18 protein-coding genes are annotated in these 22,830 nt (G+C 65.6%); 13 read left to right on the plus strand and 5 right to left on the minus strand.

Going from position 1 to position 22,830, the window contains the following annotated elements; genetic code table 11:
* The first annotated feature begins 26 nt into the window (after positions 1–26).
* Together dalD and xylB are read left to right on the plus strand one after the other, a co-directional pair.
* Positions 27–1,466 (plus strand): D-arabinitol 4-dehydrogenase, encoded by a 1,440-nt coding sequence (gene dalD, locus FB598_RS11335; protein ID WP_141914574.1) that lies wholly within the window; start codon positions 27–29, stop codon positions 1,464–1,466.
* Between the two features lie 57 nt (positions 1,467–1,523).
* On the plus strand, positions 1,524–2,999 hold the full coding sequence (xylB, locus tag FB598_RS11340; protein WP_141914573.1) for a xylulokinase: 1,476 nt from the start codon (positions 1,524–1,526) through the stop codon (positions 2,997–2,999).
* A gap of 91 nt (positions 3,000–3,090) precedes the next feature.
* On the opposite strand, the gene FB598_RS11345 is transcribed toward xylB, so the two are convergent.
* The 5 genes from FB598_RS11345 to FB598_RS11365 form a co-directional block, all read right to left on the minus strand.
* A complete protein-coding gene (locus FB598_RS11345) occupies positions 3,091–4,653 on the minus strand; it encodes a PAS domain-containing methyl-accepting chemotaxis protein (protein WP_141914572.1) in 1,563 nt (520 codons plus the stop codon).
* 103 nt (positions 4,654–4,756) lie between these two features.
* Positions 4,757–5,560, minus strand: coding sequence for a BPSS1780 family membrane protein (locus FB598_RS11350; RefSeq protein ID WP_141914571.1), 804 nt, complete (start codon positions 5,558–5,560; stop codon positions 4,757–4,759).
* Positions 5,561–5,584: 24 nt separating this feature from the next.
* Complete coding sequence (locus tag FB598_RS11355) at positions 5,585–6,547, minus strand: homoserine kinase (protein WP_141914570.1); 963 nt, start codon at positions 6,545–6,547, stop codon at positions 5,585–5,587.
* 161 nt (positions 6,548–6,708) lie between these two features.
* Positions 6,709–7,152 (minus strand): hypothetical protein, encoded by a 444-nt coding sequence (locus tag FB598_RS11360; RefSeq protein ID WP_141914569.1) that lies wholly within the window; start codon positions 7,150–7,152, stop codon positions 6,709–6,711.
* Between the two features lie 166 nt (positions 7,153–7,318).
* Entirely contained in the window at positions 7,319–8,065 is a 747-nt protein-coding gene (locus FB598_RS11365) for a TIGR00730 family Rossman fold protein (RefSeq protein WP_141914568.1), read from the minus strand.
* Between FB598_RS11365 and polA the strand changes: the two genes are divergently transcribed.
* The 11 genes from polA to FB598_RS11420 all read left to right on the plus strand — a co-directional run bounded on the left by polA (position 8,066) and on the right by FB598_RS11420 (position 22,817).
* Positions 8,066–10,834, plus strand: coding sequence for a DNA polymerase I (gene polA / locus FB598_RS11370; protein ID WP_141914567.1), 2,769 nt, complete (start codon positions 8,066–8,068; stop codon positions 10,832–10,834).
* Positions 10,835–11,210: 376 nt separating this feature from the next.
* Positions 11,211–12,887 (plus strand): methyl-accepting chemotaxis protein, encoded by a 1,677-nt coding sequence (locus FB598_RS11375; protein ID WP_141914566.1) that lies wholly within the window; start codon positions 11,211–11,213, stop codon positions 12,885–12,887.
* Positions 12,888–13,141: 254 nt separating this feature from the next.
* Positions 13,142–14,026 carry a dienelactone hydrolase family protein gene (locus FB598_RS11380; RefSeq protein ID WP_141914565.1) on the plus strand — a complete coding sequence of 295 codons (885 nt, stop codon included), beginning with the start codon at positions 13,142–13,144 and terminating at the stop codon, positions 14,024–14,026.
* Positions 14,027–14,442: 416 nt separating this feature from the next.
* Complete coding sequence (locus FB598_RS11385) at positions 14,443–15,468, plus strand: PDR/VanB family oxidoreductase (RefSeq protein ID WP_141914564.1); 1,026 nt, start codon at positions 14,443–14,445, stop codon at positions 15,466–15,468.
* Positions 15,469–15,504: 36 nt separating this feature from the next.
* The gene (locus FB598_RS11390; RefSeq protein ID WP_370455016.1) at positions 15,505–16,539 is read left to right on the plus strand and encodes an ABC transporter substrate-binding protein; all 1,035 of its coding nucleotides are present in this window, start codon (positions 15,505–15,507) and stop codon (positions 16,537–16,539) included.
* Positions 16,540–16,595: 56 nt separating this feature from the next.
* Positions 16,596–17,585 carry an isopenicillin N synthase family oxygenase gene (locus FB598_RS11395; protein WP_141914563.1) on the plus strand — a complete coding sequence of 330 codons (990 nt, stop codon included), beginning with the start codon at positions 16,596–16,598 and terminating at the stop codon, positions 17,583–17,585.
* Between the two features lie 97 nt (positions 17,586–17,682).
* On the plus strand, positions 17,683–18,708 hold the full coding sequence (locus FB598_RS11400; protein ID WP_141914562.1) for an aromatic ring-hydroxylating dioxygenase subunit alpha: 1,026 nt from the start codon (positions 17,683–17,685) through the stop codon (positions 18,706–18,708).
* A gap of 17 nt (positions 18,709–18,725) precedes the next feature.
* Complete coding sequence (locus FB598_RS11405) at positions 18,726–19,583, plus strand: ABC transporter ATP-binding protein (RefSeq protein ID WP_141914969.1); 858 nt, start codon at positions 18,726–18,728, stop codon at positions 19,581–19,583.
* On the plus strand, positions 19,567–20,370 hold the full coding sequence (locus tag FB598_RS11410) for an ABC transporter permease (RefSeq protein ID WP_183405836.1): 804 nt from the start codon (positions 19,567–19,569) through the stop codon (positions 20,368–20,370). Before FB598_RS11405 ends, FB598_RS11410 begins: the two co-directional genes overlap by 17 nt.
* Before the next feature lie 164 nt (positions 20,371–20,534).
* Positions 20,535–21,953: an amidohydrolase family protein gene (locus FB598_RS11415; protein ID WP_141914561.1), complete on the plus strand. Its 1,419-nt coding sequence runs from the start codon at positions 20,535–20,537 to the stop codon at positions 21,951–21,953.
* Between the two features lie 78 nt (positions 21,954–22,031).
* Positions 22,032–22,817 carry a YqgE/AlgH family protein gene (locus FB598_RS11420; protein WP_141914560.1) on the plus strand — a complete coding sequence of 262 codons (786 nt, stop codon included), beginning with the start codon at positions 22,032–22,034 and terminating at the stop codon, positions 22,815–22,817.
* The last annotated feature ends 13 nt before the right edge of the window (positions 22,818–22,830 follow it).

The raw sequence follows: 22,830 nt of genomic DNA on the forward strand, positions 1-22,830 counted from the left end.
ATCGCAGCAACGAACAAGGACACGGCATGACAAGCACCGCCACCCCCATCCAGGACGAGCAAGCCGAAGACAGCCTGACCTGGCTGCACATCGGTGCCGGCTCCTTCCACCGCGCCCACCAGGCGGTCTACCTCAACGCCCTGCGCGAGAGCGGCGCCGACCGCCGCTGGCAACTGGCGCTGGCCAACATCCGGGCCGACATGGCGCCGCTGCTGGAGGCGCTGGCGCGCCAGCACGGGCGCTACACGCTGGAAACCGTCACCCCGCAGGGCGAGCGCAGCTACCAGACCATCGACGTCATCGGCCGCATCATCCCCTGGGATGAACAGCTCACGCAGCTGATCGCGGCCGGCGCCGAGGAGCGCACCCGCATCATCTCCTTTACCGTGACCGAGGGCGGCTACTATCTCGACCACCAGCACCGGCTCGATACCGCCAACATCGACTTGGCCGACGACCTGCGCTGCGCGCTCGACGGCAGCGGCCGTCCGCGCACCATCTATGGCGCCATCGCCGCGATCCTGCAGGCGCGCCGCGCCGCGCATGCGCAGGCCGGGCTGACGCTGCTCAACTGCGACAACCTGCGCCACAACGGCGAGCGCTTCCGCGACGGCCTGCTGCAGTTCCTAGCGCTGCGCGGCGAGGCGCAACTGGCCGCCTGGGTGGAGCGCTGCACCACCAGCCCCAACGCCATGGTCGACCGCATCACGCCGCGCCCGACCCCGGCCGTGGCCGAGCGCGTCAAGGCCGTCATCGGCATGGACGACCCCTGCGCACTGATGGGCGAATCCTTCATCCAGTGGGTGATCGAGGACGACTTCAAGGCCGGCCGCCCGCGCCTGGAGCGGGCCGGCGTCGAGATGGTGGCATCGGTGCTGCCCTATGAAGAGGCCAAGATCCGCATCCTCAACGCCAGCCATAGCTGCATCGCCTGGGCCGGCACGCTGGCCGGGTTACAGTACATCCACGAGGGCACGCTGCGCGACGACATCCGCCAGATGGCCTACGATTACGTCACGCAGGACGTGATCCCGTGCCTGACGCCCAGCCCGCTCGACCTGGCCGCCTATCGCGACACCACGCTGGCGCGCTTCGGCAATCCGGCCATCCAGGACACCAACCAGCGCGTCGCCGCCGACGGCTATTCCAAGATCCCGGGCTTCATCCGGCCGACGCTGCAGGAGAGCCTGGCGGCTGGCCGCGCGCCGCGCGCCACGGCCATGCTGCCGGCGCTGTTCTTCGTGTTCCTGCAGCGCTGGAACGCAGGGAAGTTGCCCTACGCATACCAGGACGGCATCTTCGATCCGGCGGCCGTGCGCGCCATGCTGTCGGCGGCCGATCCGGTCAGGGCCTTCTGCAACGATGCGGTACTGTGGGGCGAGCTGGCCGGCGACGAGCGCCTGCTGGCCCTGGTGCGCGAGGGCGTGGAGCGTGTCGGGCAGTGGCTGGCGCGAGGAAAAAAATAGGCCGTAATATGGCCCACGATAGAATCCCCCATCGCACAACGAAAAAAGAGGAGCGCCATGTATCTCGGTATCGACCTGGGTACGTCGGAAGTCAAGGCGGTAGTGATCGGCGCCGACGGTGCATTGCTGGCGCTGGCCGGCAGCGCGCTGAACGTGTCGCGCCCGCATCCGCGCTGGTCGGAACAGGCGCCGGCCGACTGGTGGCAGGCTGCCTGCGATACCGTGGCCAAGCTGCGTGCGCAGCTGGGGGAGGAGCGTTTTGCCGGCGTGCGCGCCATCGGCCTGTCGGGCCAGATGCACGGCGCCGTGCTGCTGGATGAAGACAACCATGTGCTGCGCCCGGCCATCCTGTGGAGCGATTCTCGCAGCGCGCCGGAATGCGCCGAGCTGAGCCGGCGCGCGCCGCGCCTGCACGGCATCGCCGGCAACCTGGCCATGCCCGGTTTTACCGCGCCCAAGCTGATGTGGGTGGCGCGCCATGAGCCGGCGCTGTTTGCCCGCATCGCCACCGTGCTGCTGCCCAAGGACTGGCTGCGGCTGCAGATGACCGGGCGCAAGGTGTCCGACCCGTCGGATGCGGCTGGCACCTTGTGGCTGGATGTGGAAGGGCGCAACTGGTCCGATGAACTGCTGGCCGCCAGCGGCATGCGGCGCGACCAGATGCCGGCGCTGGTGGATGGCAGCGCCGCATCCGGCACGTTGCTGCCGGCAGTAGCGCGGGCCTGGGGGCTGAAGGAGGGCGTGATCGTGGCTGGCGGCGCCGGCGACGGCGCCGCCAGCGCGGTGGGCATCGGCGCGGTCAATCCGGGCGATGGCTTCCTCTCGCTGGGCACGTCGGGGGTGCTGTTCGTGGTCAACGACCGCTTCCGTCCCAATCCCGCGCGCGCCATCCATGCCTTTTGCCACACGCTGCCGCAACGCTGGCACCAGATGAGCGTGATGCTGTCGGCCGCCAGTTGCCTGCGCTGGTTCTGCCGCTTGTGTTCGGTCGACGAGAAAAACCTGCTGGCCGAAATCGAGCAGCTCGATGCGGAGCAACTGGCCAACGCGCCCTTGTTCCTGCCGTACTTGTCGGGCGAGCGCACGCCGCACAATGATCCTTATGCGCTGGGCGTGTTCCACGGCCTGTCGCCGGACCACCAGCGCGCCGCGCTGGGCTACGCGGTACTGGAAGGCGTGGCCTTCGGCATGGTCGACGGCCTGGATGCGCTGCGCGCGGCCGGCACCGATGTCAGCCAGCTCTCGCTGGTGGGCGGCGGCGCGCGCAGCGCCTACTGGGCGCAACTGATTGCCGACGCGCTCAACGTGCGCATCGTCACCCATGTCGGCAGCGAAGCCGGCGGGGCATTGGGCGCGGCGCGCCTGGCCTGGCTGGCCGATGGCGGCGAAGAGGCGCAGGTCTGCCGCAAGCCGGAACAGTTGGCGTCGTTCGCGCCGGATGCGCGCCGGCATGTCGCGTTGCTGGTGAGGCTGCGGCGCTATCGCGACATCTACGCGCCGTATCCGCCCTTGCAGGGGGAAGCGGGCGGCTGAAATCCGTCGATACTTTGAATAGGTTCTAAAAACGCCACCGGTCCTGGCCGAAGTCAGGAGCCGGTGGCGTTGGTCTTGATGCCGTACCGGTTTACTTCTTGCTGAACTTGAATACCGATACCGCCTGCAGCAGCCGCATGGTCTGCTCTTCCAGGCTGGCCGCCGCTGCCGCCGCCTGTTCCACCAGCGCCGCGTTTTGCTGGGTGCCGGCATCCATCTGCGTCACCGCTTCGTGCACCTGGCCGATGCCAGCGCTTTGCTGCAGCGTGGCTTCGCTGATTTCGCCCATGATGCCGCACACGCGCTGCACCGAGTTGACGATCTCGCGCATGGTGTTGCCCGCGTCCTCGACCTGGCGGTTGCCCACCGCGACCTTTTCCACCGAATCGTCGATCAGCTTCTTGATCTCCTTGGCGGCGCCCGCCGAACGTTGCGCCAGGCTGCGCACCTCAGAGGCCACCACCGCGAAGCCGCGTCCTTGTTCCCCGGCGCGGGCCGCTTCCACCGCGGCGTTCAGGGCCAGGATGTTGGTCTGGAAGGCGATGCTGTCGATCAGGCCGATGATGTCGACGATCTTGTTGGAAGAGTCGCTGATCTCGTTCATCGTGGCGCCGGTGCTGGCCACCACGTCGCCGCCCTTGGTCGCGATCGACGAGGCCGAGCCGGCCAGCTGGTTGGCCTGCAGCGCGTGTTCGGCGTTTTGCTTCACGGTCGAGGCCAGTTGCTGCATGCTCGAGGCGGTTTCCTCGATGTTGGCCGCCTGCGCTTCGGTGCGGCGCGACAGATCCTGGTTGCCGGTTGCGATTTCATGCGTGGCGACATTGATGCTTTCCACGTTGGCGCGCACGTCGCCGATGATGGCCGTGAGGTTGACGTTCATCTGGCGCAGCGCGCCCAGCAGTTGGCCCAGTTCGTCATGCCGGCCGGTGTCGATGCGCGAGGACAGGTCGCCGCCGGTAATCGCATGGGTGACATCGAGCGCCTGGCGCAGCGGCTTGATCAGCGCGCCGCGCAGGGCCAGCCACAGCGCTATGCTGATCAAGCCGGACGCCGCGGCCAGGCCGCCGATCCACCATTGGCGCAGGGTTGCGAAGCTGGCGAACATCACCGCCAGCTGGATGGCCAGCATGGAAGCCATGCACAGGTTGATGCGAGTGCCGAGCCGGATGCGCGCCAGTTTGCCGATCCAGCCGGCCAGGCCGGTGCGCACCACTTCCCCGCGATGCAAGGCAATGCCTTTGGCCTTGCCGCGTCGGATCGACGCATAGAGTTGTTCGGCGGCAGCCACCGCGGCGCGCTCGGGCTTGGTGCGGACCGACATGTAGCCGACCGCCTGCCCGTTTTCACGGATGGGGGTGACGTTGGCGCATACCCAATAGTGGTCGCCGTTCTTGCTGCGGTTCTTCACCAGGCCGGTCCAGGGCGTGCCGCCCTTGATGGTGGCCCACATGTCGGCAAAGGCTGCGCCGGGCATATCGGGGTGGCGGATGAGGTTTTGCGGCGCGCCCAGCAATTCTTCTTCCTCGAAACCGCTGATCTCGATGAAGTAGGGGTTGACGTAGGTGATATTGCCCTTGAGGTCGGTCTTTGAAACGATCGCCTTGCCATCGACCAGCAGGCGTTCCACGCCGCTGACCGGCATGTTCATGCGCATCTGTTGCTCCCGTGCAGAGAAGTTCTGTTTTCTGGATGAAAACCGCCAAGCGCGGGTGGCGCATGCCGCTGGCGTTCACCTTCCCGGTGTGAACGCCAGAGGCTTAGTAGGGCTGGTCTGCTGCCTGTGCCGGGTCGTTGGACCCGTTCTGGGGTTTTCCGAAGACGGCAGTGTATGTCGGGTAGAAAGAGCAGTACATGACTACCGTCAATATTATCGAGATTGGCAGCAGGATAAAGATGACGGCGTTGATGCTGCCGGTCAGCAGGCTGATGACCAGGCTGATGAGCGTGGGCACCATGATCGCGATCACGATCCAGGCCAGCGCATACAGCAGGAAGGCGGCGCCGGCGCGGCGCACGGTGAAGAAGCTGTAGAACAGCGCCTTGCCCAGCGGCATCTTTTGCCACATGATCAGCGGCGCCGCGTACCAGAAGGCCATGGCGGCCGGCACGTACAGCGCGGCGGCAACCAGCATGGCCATGCGCATGCTGCCGGCGGCGCTCTCCAGGTCCTTGGCTTCCAGGCCGCCGCCCATCATGGCTTTCCAGAAGATGCCGCCGTCGGCCAGCGCGGATGCGGCGACCGCCAGCGTGGCGGCCAGCAGGTACAGCAGGCCCAGCTTGAGCAGGGTGTTGCGCGCCGGATCGCGGAAAGCGACCAGCAGCAGGTTGGGATAGACGCGCTGGCCCTTTTCGATCTGCACGCAGGCTTGCATGAACGGCATCGCAAACAGCGGGATCAGGATCAGCGGCAGGATCTGGCCGAACACCGGGATGAGGCCCAGCGCCAGCATCAGGAACATGTAGGTCAGGAACAGCGTGGACATCTCGGCCGGCTGCTTGCGAAACAGCGCGAAGCCTTGCTTGACCCAGAGCCAGCCGTCTTTTGCGGGAATTTTTTCCATATCGCTTGCTGAATCGCTCACTTGTCAGGGGAGCTGCAGGGGAGGCGGCGCCTCCCCGATGCGCAGCCGCAGGATGCGTTCGAAATGCGTCGGGTCATGCGGCGTGAGCATTTCGGCTTCACGCGGCATGTAGTAGTCGAACAGGCGCGACAGCCAGAAGCGCAGCGCGGCCGCGCGCAGCATCGGTTGCCAGGCCTGGCGCTCGGCCTCGGAGAACGGCCGCACCGCGCGGTAGGCCGCCAGCATGGCCTCGGTGCGTTCGAGATCGAGCGCGCCGCTGTCCAGGTCCACGCACCAGTCGTTGACCGTCACTGCCAGGTCGAACAGCCAGGTGTCGCAGCCGGCGAAGTAAAAGTCGAAGATGCCGGAGAGCCGGTCGCCGGTGAACATCGCATTGTTGCGGAACAGGTCGGCGTGCACCGGTCCGCGCGGCAGGGCGCGGTAGGCGGCGGTGGCGGCGAAGTCCTTCTGGTATTGCACCTCGTCGGCCAGCAGGCGTCCCAGTTCGGCCGGCAGGAAAGGCAGCACCGCCGGCGTGGTTTCCAGCCACCACGCCAGGCCGCGCAGGTTGGGTTGCATGATCTTGAAGTCCTGGGCCGCCATGTGCATGCGCGCCAGCATGTCGCCCAGCGAGGCGCAGTGCACCGGTTGCGGATCGAGTTGCGATTCGCCTTCCAGCTTGCTGACGATGGCCGCCGGTTTGCCGTTGAGCAGGTTGGCGATGGCGCCGCGGTCGTTGGGAACCGGCGCCGGCACCGGGATGCCGCGCTGCGCCAGGTGGCGCATCAGTTCCAGGTAGAACGGCAATTGCTCGATATGCAGTTTTTCAAACAGGGTCAGCACGTACTCGCCGCGCTCGGTGCCGATGAAGAAGTTGCTGTTCTCGATGCCGGAAGAGATGCCCTTGATCGAGGTGGCTTTGCCGAGCGGGAATTGCTTGATCCAGTCGGAGAGCTGTTCAAGACTGACCGGTGTAAAGACTGCCATGACGAAAGAGAAAGAAGTGGTGCTTTAAAGTCGTCGGCGCGCCTGCGATACGCGGCGTTGCCGTTGCTCAGTCCGAACGGTCGTCCATCAAAGCCGTTCGGGCTGGGCAGCCGCGTTGGCGGCGTAATCGAAGGCGCACCGGCTATCGATGCAGGAGGTGCTTACTTTGCGTTGGCGTCGCCGCTGTCGTTGCCGCTGCCGTCGGGCTTCTTCTTGACGCCCCAGTCGAACTCGCCGACCTTCCATTGGGCATTGGTCGGCGGGCCGCTCTGGGCATCGCCCGGCGTGGAGCTGCCGAGGTTCTGGTTGGGGCGCAGGTAATAGGTGCTGGGGCCGGACTTGACCTCGATTTCCTTGGTCTGGCCGTGGTCGCGGTGTTCCTTGATGCTGTTGCCGCTGCCCTTGCCATCATCGCCGGGCTTGCGGATGGTCACGGCCGGCGGCTCGCCTTCTTCCAGCTTTTCCAGTTCGGGCGGCGGCGCCGGCTGGGCGGAAGGCGCCTGCTGGGGCTGCTGCGCCACGGCCAGCGGGGCAGCCAGGCCGGCGGCGGCGCACAGCAAGGCGGCAGCCAGGGACTCTTTGGACCAGACGTTGGTTGGTTTCATGATCTTTTAGGAAAGGAGTGGTGTCGTTTCCGGCCATTGTAGCAAACCATCGTTGCAGGCTTGCCGCGTTTCAATGCGGAAATGGCCTTTGTTGCAGGATCTGGCATGAAAAAGCCCGCGGCTGGCCGTCGCGGGCTTTGGAGGGCAGCCTCCGAGGGGGCGCCGATTACAGGAACATGCCGCTTTGCCGTTCGATCTCCACATGGCTGTCGGCGGGTTTTTCCTTCTCTGCGTGGAATTTCTGGATGGCCCTGACGACCTCGGCCGGTTCGTCGATGACCTGCAGCAGGTTCAGGTCCTTGGGCGAGATCATGCCATCGTCGACCAGGCGGGTCTTGATCCAGTCGACCAGGCCGGCCCAGAACTGGCTGCCCACCAGGATCACCGGCATCAGGCGCGACTTGCCGGTCTGCATCAGGGTCAGCGCCTCGGTCAGCTCATCCAGCGTGCCGAAGCCGCCGGGCAGCACCACATAGGCGTCGGCATACTTGACGAAGGCCACCTTGCGCGCGAAGAAGTGGCGGAACGACAGCGAGATGTCCTGCCAGCCGTTGCCATGCTGCTCATGCGGCAGTTCGATGTTCAGGCCCACCGACGGCGAGGCGCCGTCGAAGGCGCCCTTGTTGGCCGCTTCCATGATGCCGGGGCCGCCGCCGGAGATCACGGCAAAGCCGGCGTCGGACAGGCGGCGCGCGATGTCGATGCACAGCGCGTAATGAGGATCGTCGGGTTTGGTGCGGGCGGAACCGAAGATGGAAACGGCGGGACGCAGCTCGGACAGGCGTTCGGTCGATTCGATGAATTCTGCCATAATCGTGAGTACATGCCACGACTCGCGCGCCTTCTTGGCCGTGGCGCGCTCAATGTCGTTCACTTCCCGCAGTCGCGGTACTTTTTTTCCTCTTTGTTCCATATGCAAAAAACCTTGTTGTTAGTTGATGGTTCCAGTTACCTGTATCGCGCGTTCCATGCCCTGCCCGATATGCGTAACGCGGAAGGCGCGCCCACCGGTGCGCTGTACGGCATCATCAATATGCTGCGCCGACTGCGCAACGATTATCCCGCAAGTTACGTCGCCTGTGTGTTCGATGCCAAGGGGAAGACCTTCCGCGACGATCTCTATGCCGACTACAAGGCCACCCGCAAGTCGATGCCGGAAGACCTGGCGCTGCAGATCGAACCCATCCATGCCGCGGTGCGCGCGCTGGGCTGGCCGATCCTGATGGTCGAAGGCATCGAGGCCGACGACGTCATCGGCACGCTGTCGGTGCAGGCCACCGCCGCCGGGCTCGACACCATCGTCTCCACCGGCGACAAGGACATGGCGCAACTGGTCAACGAGCATGTCACGCTGGTCAACACCATGAGCAACGAGATACTGGACGTCAAGGGCGTGACCGAGAAATTCGGCGTGCCGCCGGATCGTATCGTGGATTATCTCAGCCTCATCGGCGACACCGTCGATAACGTTCCCGGCGTCGAAAAATGTGGGCCCAAGACCGCGGTGAAATGGCTGACCGCCTACGGCTCGCTGGACGGCGTGATGGCCAACGCCGACAAGATCGGCGGCGTGGTCGGCGACAACCTGCGCCGTGCCCTGGACTGGCTGCCGCAGGGCAGGGTCCTGGTGACTGTCAAGACCGACTGCGACCTGTCGGCGCACATGTCGACCATCCTGGAGTCGCTGACCATGGCGCCGCAGGACAAGGCCGCGCTCAAGGAACTGTTCACCCGCTATAACTTCCGCACCTGGCTGCGCGAGATCAGCGAAGACGCCGCTCCGTCAGGCGCTGGTTCGGCGGCCGCGTCGCCTGCGGCCGGTTCCCCCGCTGCGGCCGGCGATCCGGCCCAAGGCGGCCTGTTCGCGCCGGTCGCGCCCGTCGAGTACGAGACCGTGCTGACCGACGCGCAACTGGATCAATGGATTGCCATCATCGATGCCGCCGCGTTGACCGCGGTCGATACCGAAACCACCTCGCTGGAAGCGATGCAGGCCACGCTGGTCGGCATCTCGCTGTGCTGCGAGCTGGGCCGCGCCGCCTATATCCCGGTCGGCCACAACTACCAGGACGCGCCGCCGCAGCTGGCGCGCGAGCATGTGCTGGCAAAGCTCAAGCCCTGGCTGGAAGACGCCGCCAAGCCCAAGCTCGGCCAGAACCTGAAATACGACAGCCACATCTTTGCCAACTACGGCATCCAGGTCGCCGGCATCCGGCACGACACGCTGCTGGAGTCCTACGTATTCGAGTCGCATCGCACGCACGACATGGACAGCCTGGCCGCGCGCCACCTCGACCGCAAGACCATCACCTACGCCGAGGTATGCGGCAAGGGCGTTTCGCAGATCGGCTTCAACGAAGTGGCGCTTGAGCGCGCCACCGCCTACGCGGCCGAAGACGCCGATGTCACGCTGGCGCTGCATCGCGCCATGTGGCCGCAGATCGAGCACGACGACAAGTTGCGCTTCATCTACGAACAGATCGAAGTGCCGACCTCGGTGGTGCTGCAGAAGATCGAACGCAACGGCGTGCTGATCGACAGCGAACGCCTGGCGCAGCAGTCGCACGACCTCGGCCGCCGCATGCTGGAAATCGAGCAGCAGGCCTACGACCTGGCCGGCCAGCCGTTCAACCTGAATTCGCCCAAGCAGCTGGGCGAGATCCTGTTCGGCAAGCTGGAGCTGCCGGTGGTGAAGAAGACCGCCTCCGGCGCGCCGTCCACCGACGAGGAAGTGCTGCAGAAGCTGGCCGAGGATTACCCGCTGCCCAAGGTGCTGCTGGACTACCGCGGCCTGGCCAAGCTGAAGTCGACCTACACCGACAAGCTGCCCAAGATGGTCAACCCGGACACCGGCCGCGTGCACACCAACTACGCGCAGGCGGTGGCGGTGACCGGCCGCCTGGCCTCCAACGATCCCAACCTGCAGAACATCCCGATCCGCACCGCCGAAGGCCGCCGCATCCGCGAAGCCTTCGTGGCGCCGGAGGGCAGCGTGATCGTCTCGGCCGACTATTCGCAGATCGAGTTGCGCATCATGGCGCACATCTCGGAAGACGAAAACATGTTGAAGGCCTTCGCCGACGGCGAAGACATCCACCGCGCCACCGCCGCCGAGATCTTCGGCATCGCGCCCGACAAGGTCGAGTCCGAGCAGCGCCGCTACGCCAAGGTGATCAACTTCGGCCTGATCTACGGCATGAGCGCCTTCGGCCTGGCCGGCAACCTCGGCATCGAGCGCTCCGCCGCGCAGATGTACATCGATAAATACTTCCAGCGTTTCTCGGGCGTGAAGCGCTACATGGACGAGACGCGCATGCAGGCCAAGGCGCGCGGTTATGTCGAAACCGTGTTCGGCCGCCGCCTGTGGCTGCCCGAGATCAACTCGCCCAACGGCCCGCGCCGCCAGGGCGCCGAACGGGCGGCGATCAACGCGCCGATGCAGGGTACCGCCGCCGATCTGATCAAACTGGCAATGATCGCCGTGCAAGGCTGGCTGGAGTCGGAGCGGCTGGCCACCCGCATGATCATGCAGGTGCATGACGAACTGGTGTTGGAAGTCCCGCAACAAGAACTCGATTTGGTGCGCGAAAAGCTGCCCGAACTGATGAAAAATGTTGCGGAGCTGAAAGTTCCCTTGCTTGCGGAGGTCGGAATCGGTAAGAATTGGGACGAGGCGCATTAATTTCCGCCTGGCACAAGCTGCGCAACAAAAAAGCATGTCATTCGGACAAGCCGGTTCCGTCAGTACCCGTGGCGCGCCGACAAGGACAAACGACAAGGCAGCGCAAGGCCGTAGCACCGCAACATCAATAACAATAAGTCAGACAATAAGTCAGGAAGCATCCGCCGCGACCGCCCCAATAACCACAAGACGGCGCGCACGGATGGAGGGAAGGCCGGATCGGATCCGGCACAGGAAGGAGGCTGCGGCGAAGGCGCCGGCAGGGGATAGGGACGCATCAAGGCAGGCAGGCGCGCAGGGATAGCGCGCGGCGCGTGCCGCATCTCCCCGGCTTTTCGTTCAATGCCCCCCGGTGATGACACTAGGAGGAGACGTAATGAAGTCAGGGATCAAAGTGGGTACGCGCCTGGGGCTCGGGTTTGCGTGGGTGGTGCTGCTGCTGGTGCTGGTGACCGCTTTCGGCATCTACAACATGCACCAGCTGCAGGCGCGCTTCAATAACGTGGTGGAGGTCAAGAACCCTGAAAGCGCGCTGGTCAAGGACATGATGGACACCGTGGCCGAGCGCTCCATCTCGCTGCGCAACCTGATGCTGCCGGCCGCGCCCGAGGATGTCGACATCGAGGCGCAATACATCGACGCCCAGACCCTCAAGTACAAGATGTCGGTGCAGAAGCTGCAGCAACTATTCGAGCAATCGCACGGCACCACCGACGAGGAAATGGCCGCCCTGCCCAAAATCAAGGCCCAGGCCGACAACGCTGAAAAACTGATCGTCCAGGCGGTGGAGTTCGGCCAGCGCCGCGAAGCCTATGAGCTGGCGCAGTTCCTGAAGGACCAATACCTGCCGGTGCAAAAGTCGTGGCAAGTCGAGCTGAAGTCGCTGGCCGTGCTGGAAGACCGGCTCAACAAGGAGGCCGCCGCCGCCAGCGCCGCCGCCTACGCCCAGGCGCGCCTGCTGATGCTCATCACCAGCGCCATCGGCGTGGTGACCGCCATCCTGGCCGCCATTTGGCTGACCCGCCACCTGCTGCGCAAGCTGGGCGGCGAACCCGACTATGCGGTGAAGATCGCCGGCCAGATCGCCGAGGGCGACCTGGCGGTGCGCATCAATACCCGTCCGGGCGATACCGACAGCCTCATGGTGGCCATGCGCGCCATGCGCGACAAGCTGGCGGCCATCGTGGCCGAGGTACGCAACGGTTCCGAAACCATCACCACTGCCTCCTCGGAAATCGCGCGCGGCAACCTCGACCTGTCCTCCCGCACCGAGCAGCAGGCGGGCGCCCTGGAAGAGACCGCCTCTTCGATGGAACAGCTCAATTCCACCGTCAAGCAGAATGCCGAGAACGCGCACCAGGCCAACGGCCTGGCCCTGGCGGCGTCCGACGTGGCGGTGCAGGGCGGCTCGATCGTCTCGCAGGTGGTGGAAACCATGCAGTCGATCAATGCCTCTTCGCAAAAGGTGGCCGACATTGTCAGCGTGATCGACGGCATCGCCTTCCAGACCAACATCCTGGCCTTGAACGCGGCGGTGGAAGCCGCGCGCGCCGGCGAGCAGGGGCGCGGCTTCGCGGTGGTGGCATCGGAAGTGCGTTCGCTGGCGCAGCGTTCGGCGGCGGCGGCCAAGGAGATCAAGGTATTGATCGGCGACTCGGTGGGCAAGGTGGAGAACGGCAGCAAGCTGGTCGAGCAGGCCGGCAGCACCATGAACGATATTGTCGCCAGCATCAAGCGCGTGACCGAAGTGATGACCGAGATCACCCACGCCAACAGCGAACAGAGCAGCGGCATCGAGCAGGTCAATGAAGCCATCATCCAGATCGACGACATGACCCAGCAGAATGCGGCGCTGGTGGAGCAGGCAGCGGCCGCCGCGCGCTCGCTGCAGGAGCAGGCTTCCGGCCTGCAGCAACTGGTCAGCGTGTTCCGCCTGGATGCCAGCCAGAGCTTGGCCGCGCAAACCTATGCCGGTGACGAGCGCACCATCGATGTCACGCCGGCGGCGCCGGAGCTGCCGGCCGGCGGCAAGGTGCTGGCGGTGCAGGCCTGAGGTTGACATCGTGCGTCCGTTTGCGGGTAGTATCCGGCTTGGGATGCAAGCCGGTCTGCCAGGAATGTGAGACGCCGTAGCAACTGAAGTCTCTCTTCCGCCAAAGCGGCCCGCATGCGGGCCGCTTTTTCATTGGCGCGGCCGCGATGCGCCGCCAGCCAGCATTTCCGCCATTGCCGGTTTTCAGCAGGCTGTTGGAACCGCCATCACAACCGATCCACCCCAGGACACTCGTCCGAACCATGGAGAACCCGATGAACGACTTTCGCAAAGACCTCGACAGTTTGCTGGGCCAGAGCAGCCTGTCCGGCGCCCCCGATCGCCGTACTTTCCTCAAGACCGCGCTGGGCACAGGGTTTGCCGCCGCGGTGCTGCCGGTGTGCGCGCAGACCATGATCAAGACCGACACCGCCGGCCTGACCGCGGGCGAGGTGGCGATCACCTTCAACGGCCAGCGCGTGCCGGCCTACCGCGCCCAGCCGGAAGGCAAGACCAACCTGCCGGTGGTGATCGTGGTATCGGAGATCTTCGGCGTGCACGAGCACATCGCCGACATCGCCCGCCGTTTCGCCAAGCTCGGCTACCTGGCCATCGCGCCGGACTTCTTCATCCGCCAGGGCAACCCGCTGGCCTACACCTCGATCGCCGAGCTGCAGAAGGACATCATCTCCAAGGTGCCTGACGAGCAAGTCATGGGCGACATCGACGCCTTTGTCGCGTGGGCCGGCGAAAACGGCGGCGACACCAGGCGCCTGGGCATCACCGGCTTTTGCTGGGGCGGACGCATCGTCTGGCTGTACAGCGCCCACAATCCCAAGGTCAAGGCCGGCGCGGCCTGGTACGGCCGCCTCGTCGGCGACAAGAGCGCGCTGTTCCCGCAGCAGCCGATCGATATCGCCCCTTCGCTGAAGGTGCCGGTGATCGGACTGTACGGCGCCAAGGACCAGGGTATCCCGGTGTCTACCGTCGAGCAGATGAAGGAGGCGCTGCAGAAGGCCGGCAACAAGTCGGAATTCCACGTCTACCCGAATTCCGGCCACGCCTTCAACGCCGACTACCGGCCGAGCTATGTCGAGGCCGATGCCAAGGATGCCTGGGCCCATGTGGTGGCCTGGTTCAAGAGCCATGGCGTGATTTGATGACGCACCGGCGCGCCGACGCCGGCATCGCATTGGTGCGGGTCTGATTCGCATCAATGCGGCGCGCACCAATTTGTGCCGGCAGCATGCGCAGGGGACGGAAATTTCCGTCCCCTTTTTTATTTTCCTGGGCAGTAAACACATGTGTTTGCCCCGCAAAGCAGCGTCGCCGAAGCTGGCACGCGGTTTGCATCATCGTTACCTGAGTAGAAGCGGCTAGCAGTCGGTTTCACCAGACTTGCGGGGCATTGCTCGTGATGCCATCGGATCCTTCCGATGGTCCTGTGCAATTCGATAGGACACGAGACCATGATCAGCGCCCATGCCCATCATCCCTTGTTTTTTTCCATGCAGCGGCAGCGTCCATCTGCCATGCACTCCCTTCTTTTAGTGCTGCGTTCCCGGCGAGGCGCGCGATGAATGCCGTCGCCGATGCTTCCGCCGATGTTTTCGTTTCCGCCGGGGCGGCGCCGGCACTGTTGCCTTTGCGCGTGGCTGCCGTGCGCGAGATCGCAGCCGATGTCCGGCTGTTCGAGCTGCATGCCGCCGATGGCGCGCCGCTGCCGCCGTGGACGCCGGGTGCGCATCTCCGGCTGCACCTGGCCGATGGCCTGGCGCGCAGCTATTCGCTGTGCAATACGCCGCATGAGCGCGGCTGCTATCGCATCGCCGTCAAGCGCGAAGAGGCTTCGCGCGGCGGTTCTTCCTATTTGCATGAGCGGGTCGGCGCAGGCGACGTCATCGTCGCGGCGCCGCCGGCCAATGCCTTCGCGCTGGCCGATGACGGACGCGCGCCGGTGCTGCTGGCCGCAGGCATCGGCATCACGCCGATCTATGCGATGGCCGCCGCGCTGGCCCATGCCGGGCGCAGCCATCGCCTGCACTATTTCGCGCGCAGCTTGCGGCACGCGGCCTTTTTCGATGAGCTGGCCGTGGCGCAGGCGGGCCTGAGCCTGCACCTGAGGCTGGATGCGGCCGAGACGCAGCTTGCCATCCGCGCCGCGCTGGCGGCTTTGCCGGCACCCGCGCCGCTGTATGTGTGCGGGCCGCCGCCCTTCATCGATGCCGCGCGCGACGCCGCCCGGCAGGGCGGCTGGCGCGATGCCGATGTGCATGCCGAATTGTTCGCCGCGCCGGTCGGCGTTGCTCCCACGGTTGCGGGGCATGCCGGGCAGGACAGCTTCGAGCTGGTGCTGCAGCGCTCCGGCGTGCGCTGCACCGTGCAGCCCGGACAGAGCATCGTGGACGCGGCGGCCGGGGCCGGCGTGCACATCGCCACCTCCTGCGGCGAAGGATTTTGCGGCAGTTGCGAGAGCATCGTCATCGAGGGCCAGCCGGTACACCGCGACAGCGTGCTGTCGGCCGCCGAGCGCGCGGCCGGGCGCAGCATCATGCCCTGCGTGTCGCGTTGCGGCGGGCCGCGGCTGGTGCTGGACCTCTGATTCCATCTTCGATCAACCCACCAAAAGAGGAAGGCTATGAAAAAGCAAGCGCAAGGCAGGCAAGCGATGGACCAGCGGACATTCATGATGCGCACCCTGCGCGCAGCCGGCGCCCTGTTGGGCGCGGCGGCGCTGCAGTTTGCGATGGCGGCCGGCGCGCATGCCGAGGACAAGGTCACGCTGCTGTCCAACTGGTACGCGCAGGCCGAGCACGGCGGCTTTTACCAGGCCGTGGCCAAGGGCATCTACAAGAAGTACGGCATGGATGTCACCATCAAGATGGGCGGCCCGCAGGTCAATAACATGCAGATCCTGGTGGCCGGGCAGGCCGACTTCAGCATGGGCTACGACTTCACCGTGATGAAGGGCGTCGAGCAGGGCTTGCCGCTGGTGACGGTCGGCACTTCGTTCCAGTCCGACCTGCAGGGCATGATGACGCATGACGATGTCGGCAGCCTGGGCGGGCTGAAGAACAAGACGATCCTGGTCGCCGGTTCCGGCCAGGCCAGCTGGTGGCCATGGCTGAAATCCAAGTACGGCTACACCGACGCGCAGTCCAAGGCCTATACCTTCAACCTGCAGCCGTTCTTCGCCGACCCCAATATCGCGCAGCAGGCTTATCCTTCATCGGAACTGTTCCAGGCCGACAAGGCCGGCGCCAAGAGCAAGTTCTTCCTGTTCGCCAATGACGGCTATCCGCCCTACGGCACCACCATCATCACGCTGCAGAAGACGGTCGCCGCCAGGCCCGACCTGGTGCAGCGCTTCGTCAAGGCCACCGCCGAGGGCTGGAAGAGCTACCTGGAAGATCCGGCGCCGGCCAATGCGCTGATCAAGCAAGACAACAAGAACATGAGCGACGAACAGCTGGCCTATGCGGTGGCCAAGCTCAAGGAATTGAAGGTGGTGACCGGCGGCGACGCCGCCAGGTACGGCATCGGCATCATGACCGACGAGCGCTGGAAGCAGACCTATGAAGTCATGGTCGCCACCGGTCTGCTCAAGCCCGGCACCGACTACCGCAAGGCCTACACCACCCAGTTCGTCAAGGACATGAAGGTCATGCCTTGATGTGAGAAGGGAGGCGGCGATGCCGCTCCCCGTTTCCCTGCCAGCGTGAGGACGCCATGATCCCCTATACCCCGCCCGGCACCGCGCGCACGATTCCGGTGATCGACTTTGCCGACGCCTTCTCTTCCGAGAAAGCCAAGCGCGAAGCGGTCGCCTGGGAAATCCACAAGATCTCGCGCGATGTCGGCTTCTTCTACATCGTCAACCATGGCGTGCCGCAAGCGCTCATCGACGGCCAGTTCGACTGGGCGTGCCGCTTCTTCGCATTGCCTCAGGCCAGCAAGTCGGCCATCGACATGCGGCATTCGCCCTCGGGCTACGGCTACGAGCGCATGGGCGCGCAGGCGCTGGACGACGGCGCGCCGGCCGACCTGAAGGAGGGCTTCCAGTTCGGCTTCGACATCGATCCGGCGCATCCCTATGTGCGGCGCGGCCTGCTGCGCTATGGCCACAATCTGTGGCCGGCCGGGCTGCCGGGATTCGAGCAGCATTCGCGCCGCTATTACGACGCCATGCGCGCGCTGTCGCACCGCCTGCTGTCGGTGATCGCGCTGTCGCTGCAGATGCCGGAGGACTTTTTCGAGCCGGTGCTGCAAACGCCGATCGCCACCCAGCGCATGCTGCATTACCCGCCGCAACCGGTGGACGCGCAAGCCAACCAGATCGGCGCCGGTGCGCATACCGACTGGGGCCTGGTCACCATCCTGGCGCAGGACGAGACCGGCGGCCTGGAAATCTGCAATGCCGATGGCCAATGGGTGCGCGCCACGCCGATTCGCGGCAGCTTCGTGGTCAACATCGGCGATTTGCTGCAGCGCTGGAGCAACGACCTCTACCACAGCAATCCGCACCGCGTGCTCAACGGCGGCTCGGCGCCGCGCTATTCGCTGCCGTTCTTCCAGGACGGCGACCAGGCAGCCACCGTGGCCTGCCTGCCGAGCTGTTGCTCGGCGCAACGGCCGGCGCGTTATGCGCCATGCACCATCGGCGACTATCTGGACATGAAGGTGCGCGAGACCCTCGGCGCCGCCGCGGTACAGGACTAGATTTTTTGCATCACCCGGCGAAGGCGACCGTATTGGCGCGCCGGCCGGAGCGCCGCGGCACCATGACATCCGCGGCCGACAAGGAAGGAGCAACACCATGCTGGTTACCCAACAAAAAGTCTTGCGCAGGTTCTGGTACGCACTGATGCCCATCTCGATGCTCAAGGACGGCCCGCAGCCGTTCACGCTGTTGGGCGAGAAGCTGGTCGTCTGGCTGAAGGAAGACGGCACGCCGGCCGCGCTGCAGGACCGCTGCTGCCACCGCACCGCCAGGCTGTCCAAAGGCTTCGTCGAGAACGGCAACATCGTCTGCGGCTACCACGGCTGGACTTTCAACGGCGCCGGCGCCTGCGTGCGCGTGCCGCAAAGCGTGGACGGCAGCGTGCCCTCGGGCGCCTGCGTCAAGTCCTACCATTGCAAGGAACGCTACGGCTACGTGTGGGTGGCGCTGGAAGACCCGCTGCGCGACATTCCCGACTTTCCCGAGGACGGCGCCCCCGGCTACCGCCGCATCTTCCAGTTCTACGAGCGCTGGGAGACCAGCCCGCTGCGCATGATGGAAAACTCTTTCGACAACTCGCACTTCAGCTATGTGCATCGCGCCACCTTCGGCCTGTACGACCAGCCCAAGCCGGAGAAGTACGAGATCAACGAGACCGATTACGGCTTCGAGGCCGAGACGCGGGTGCCGATCAAGAACGTGCCGGCCAGCTACCGCGTCACCGGCAGCCAGGCCGACACCACCGTGCGCCACATGTTCAACCGCTGGTACCTGCCGTTCGTGCGGCGCTTCGGCTGCGAGTATCCGGAAAGCGGCCGCCACCACATCATCTACAACTGCGCCACGCCGATCGACGATGGTTCCATCATGCTGGCGCAATGGCTGTACCGCAACGACACCGAGGAGGATTGCCCGGAAGCCGAGCTGGTGGCCTGGGATGCGCCCATCCTGGTGGAGGACCGCGAGATCCTGGAAGCCACCGATCCGGATGCCTGCGTCGACGTGCGGCGGCGCCAGGAATTCCACATGGCCTCCGACCGCCCCGGCCTGATCATGCGCCGCATGCTGCTGCAGCTGCTGGAGGAGCATGGCGAGCAGGAAGTCTTCCGCAGCAACGTCTGACACGGCAGGGAGCAATGATGCACAGAGACGATTACGCGATGTCGCAGGCCGCGGCATTGGACGACACGGGGAGCGGCGGCGAAGATGCGCCGGTGCTGTCGGCGCAGCGGGTGGAGAAAACCTACCGCAACGGCACGCGCGCGCTGGACGAGGTGAGGCTGGATATCCGGCGCGGCGAGTTCGTCTCGCTGCTCGGGCCTTCCGGCTGCGGCAAGAGCACCTTGCTGAAGATGTTCGCCGGGCTGGAAGAGCCTTCGCACGGGCATATCCGTTGGTGGGGCAAGAACCTGGCCACGGTCGGCACGCCCGGGCATACGCTGGCCATGGTGTTCCAGGAGGCCACGCTGATGCCCTGGGCCACGGTGGAACAGAATGCGCGCCTGCCGCTGGACTTGCGCCATATGCCGCGCGCGCAGAGCGAGCCGCGCGTGCGTGAGGCATTGCAGCTGGTTGGGCTGGAGAAATTCCACCAGGTGCTGCCGCGCGAACTCTCGGGCGGCATGCAGATGCGCGCCTCGATCGCCCGGGCGCTGGCTACGCAACCCAACCTGCTGCTGATGGACGAGCCCTTCGGCGCGCTCGACGAATTTACCCGCAACAAGCTCGACGCCGACCTGCGCGACATCTGGAGCAGGCAGGACCTGACGGTGGTGTTCGTCACCCACAGCATCTACGAGGCGGTGTTCCTGTCCTCGCGCGTGATCGTGATGGCGGCGCGCCCGGGACGGGTGATCGCGGACGTGGCGATCGACGCGCCCGGCCCGCGCGACGAGGCCTTCCGCATCTCGGCGCCGTTCATGCAGTACTGCAAGACCCTTTCCGATTACCTGACGCTGGCCAACCAGCAAGGAGGCGGCCATGCCGGCGAACATTAACCCCCTGGTCAACCGGCCCGGTTTCTGGCGCGTGGCCGCGCCGCTGGGCATCGGCGCGTGCCTGCTGCTGGCCTGGCAACTGGTGTGCATGTTGCTGGAGGTGCCGGATTACCTGGTGCCGACGCCGGCGGTGATCGCCAGGACGCTGGCGGCGGACTGGGGCATGCTGCTGGAGTCGCTGCTGGTGACGCTGAAGATCACTTTCCTGGCCTTCGCGTTCGCGGTGCTGCTGGGCGTGGCGATCGCTTTCCTGTTCGTGCAGAGTCGCTTCATCGAGATCAGCTTTTTTCCCTACGCGATCATCCTGCAGGTCACGCCCATCGTCGCCATCGCGCCGCTGATCATCATCTGGGTCAAGGACACCACGGCGGCGCTGACCGTGTGCGCCACCATCATGGCGCTGTTCCCGATCATCTCCAACACCACGCTGGGACTGCGCAGCGTCAACGCCGGCCTGCTCAACCTGTTCAGGCTGAACAAGGCCACGCGCTGGCAGACCCTGAGGCGCCTGCGCATCCCCAGCGCCTTGCCGTACTTCTTCGGCGGTTTGCGCATCTCCAGCGGCTTGGCGCTGATCGGCGCGGTGGTGGCCGAGTTCGTGGCCGGCACCGGCGGCACCGGTTCGGGGCTGGCCTACCAGATCCTGCAGGCGGGCTTCCAGCTCAATATTCCGCGGTTGTTTGCGGCCTTGTTCCTGATCACGCTGACCGGCATCCTGCTGTTCTGGATGATGAGCGCCTTGTCGCGCGCCGTGCTGGCGGGATGGCATGAGAGCGAAATGGGGTAGTGCGTGTTGCGCGACAACTTTAGCGCGACAACTTTACGCCGTCGTCCCGGCGAAGGCCGGGACCCAGCGTCGTGCGCGGCGTCCGATGTAAAAGCGAACCGCATCAACGCCGCTGGATCCTGACTTTCGTCAGGACGACGAAGCATCCATCTGGAGTGTCTTGAATGAGTGAATCCATCCTTATCCGCAACCTGCAAGCCATCATGACCGGCTTGCCCGGCGCCGCCTCGCGCCACGCCGGCCCGGATATCCGCATCGATGGCGGCACGGTGGCCGCCATCGGCAAGCTGGCGCCGCAGCCCGGCGAGCGCATCATCGATGCGACCGACTGCGTGGCCTACCCGGCCTGGGTCAACACCCACCACCATCTGTTCCAGTCGCTGTTGAAGGGCGACCCGATGGGCATCAACGCCAGCCTGACGCCGTGGCTGGCGGCCACGCCTTACCGCTACCGCGCGAAATTCGACGCCGAACTGTTCCGCCTGGCGGCGCGCATCGGCATGGTCGAACTGATGCGCTCGGGTTGCGGCACCATCGCCGACCACAATTACCTGTACTACCCCGGCATGCCTTTCGACACCTCGGAGATCCTGTTCGACGAAGCCGAAAAACTCGGCCTGCGCTTCGTCCTGTGCCGCGGCACCGCCACCCGCACGCGCCAGCTGGAGGCCGAGCTGCCGAGCGCGCTGCGGCCGGAGACGCTGGACGGTTTCCTGCAGGACATGGCGCGGCTGGCCAAGCGTTTCCACGATCCTTCGCCGGCGGCGCTGCGGCGTGTGGTGATGGCACCCACCACGCCGCTGTATTCGGCATCTCCCGAGGAATTGCGCGAGATGGCGCAAGCCGGGCGCGCACTCGGCCTGCGCCTGCACAGCCATTTGTCAGAAACCGTCGGCTACCAGGACAGCGCGTACAGCATGCATGGCTGCTCGCCGGTGGCGTTCTGCGAGCGCATCGGCTGGCTGGGCCAAGACGTGTGGTTCGCCCACCTGGTGCAGCTGGACGAGGAGGAGATCCGCCTGCTGGGCGTGACCGGCACCGGCATCGCCCATTGCCCGCAGAGCAACGGCCGGCTGGGCAGCGGCATTGCGCCGATCCGGGCGCTGGAGGCGGCCGGGGTGCCGGTGTCGATCGGGGTCGATGGCGCAGCTTCCAACGAAGCGGCCGACATGATCTCGGAAACCCATGCGGCCTGGCTGATGCAGCGCGCGCGGCGCGGCCAGCAGGCCATCCCGGCCTTTCGCGGCGGCGCCTACGAAGGCGGGGCGGACGAGGCCACGGTGGAAGACGTGGTGCGCTGGGGCAGCAGCGGCGGCGCCAGGGTGCTGGGATTGGGCGCACTGGACGGTTTGCGCATCGGGCAGCAGGCCGATATCGCGCTCTATCGGCTGGACGATCCGCGCTACTTCGGCTTGCACGACCCGGCCATCGGGCCGGTGGTTGCGGGCGGCCGGCCCGGGCTCAAGTCCCTGCTGGTCGCCGGCAGGGAAGTGGTGCGCGACGACGCCATTCCCGGCGTCGAACTGGCGGCGCTGGGACGCCAGGCGCGCGATGCCGTGCGGAAACTGTTGGGTAGTTGCTGAGCAGTCATTGACGTTTTGCTATTGCCGCTGCCCGGCCCGGTTGCATGGGGCGGCAGCCAAAACTGCTAAAATGCGGGGATGATCAAGAGACGTAACGTTCCCTTCAGTTTCTCTGCCGAGGATTTCGACGAATCCGCGGATTCCTTTGGCGGTTTCGATCCTTTCGGCCGCATCCAGGCCCGCCGCGCGGCCACAGCTGCAGCCGCGGCAAGCGAGGACGAGGCAGCCGGGGCCGGCGACGATGCCGCCGCCGAAGAGGCCAAGGCTCCGCTGGACCTGGACCTGACCAACCATTTCCTGATCGCCATGCCATCCATGCTGGACCCGATCTTCGGCGGCACCGTGGTCTACCTGTGCGAACACAACCACAACGGCGCGCTCGGCGTGGTCATCAACAAGCCGACCGACATGACCATGGACGTGCTGTTGGATCGCATCAACCTCAAGCTCGAAATCAAGCCCGACACGCCCGACGCCATGCCCGAGGTGTACCGCCGCCCGGTGATGTTCGGCGGCCCGGTGCAGGTCGAGCGCGGCTTCGTACTGCACTCGGTGCCGCATTCGGCGCCGGATTCCTTTTCTTCCACGCTGCAGGTGACCGACGGCATCGCCCTGACCACTTCCAAGGACGTGCTGGAAGCGGTGGCGCTGGGCAACGGCCCGGCGCAGGTGCTGGTCAGCCTGGGTTGCTCGGGCTGGAGCGCCGGCCAGCTGGAAGACGAACTCGGCCGCAACGGCTGGCTGACGGTGAAGGCCGACCCGGCCATCATCTTCGAGCTGCCGGTGGAAGAACGTTTCACCGCCGCGCTGGCCTTGCTGGGCATCGACCCGGTGATGCTGTCCGGCGACGCCGGACGCGCCTAGGTTCGGAGCGCGC

This window comes from Herbaspirillum sp. SJZ106 (genome assembly GCF_006715495.1).
Lineage (GTDB): Bacteria > Pseudomonadota > Gammaproteobacteria > Burkholderiales > Burkholderiaceae_D > Herbaspirillum.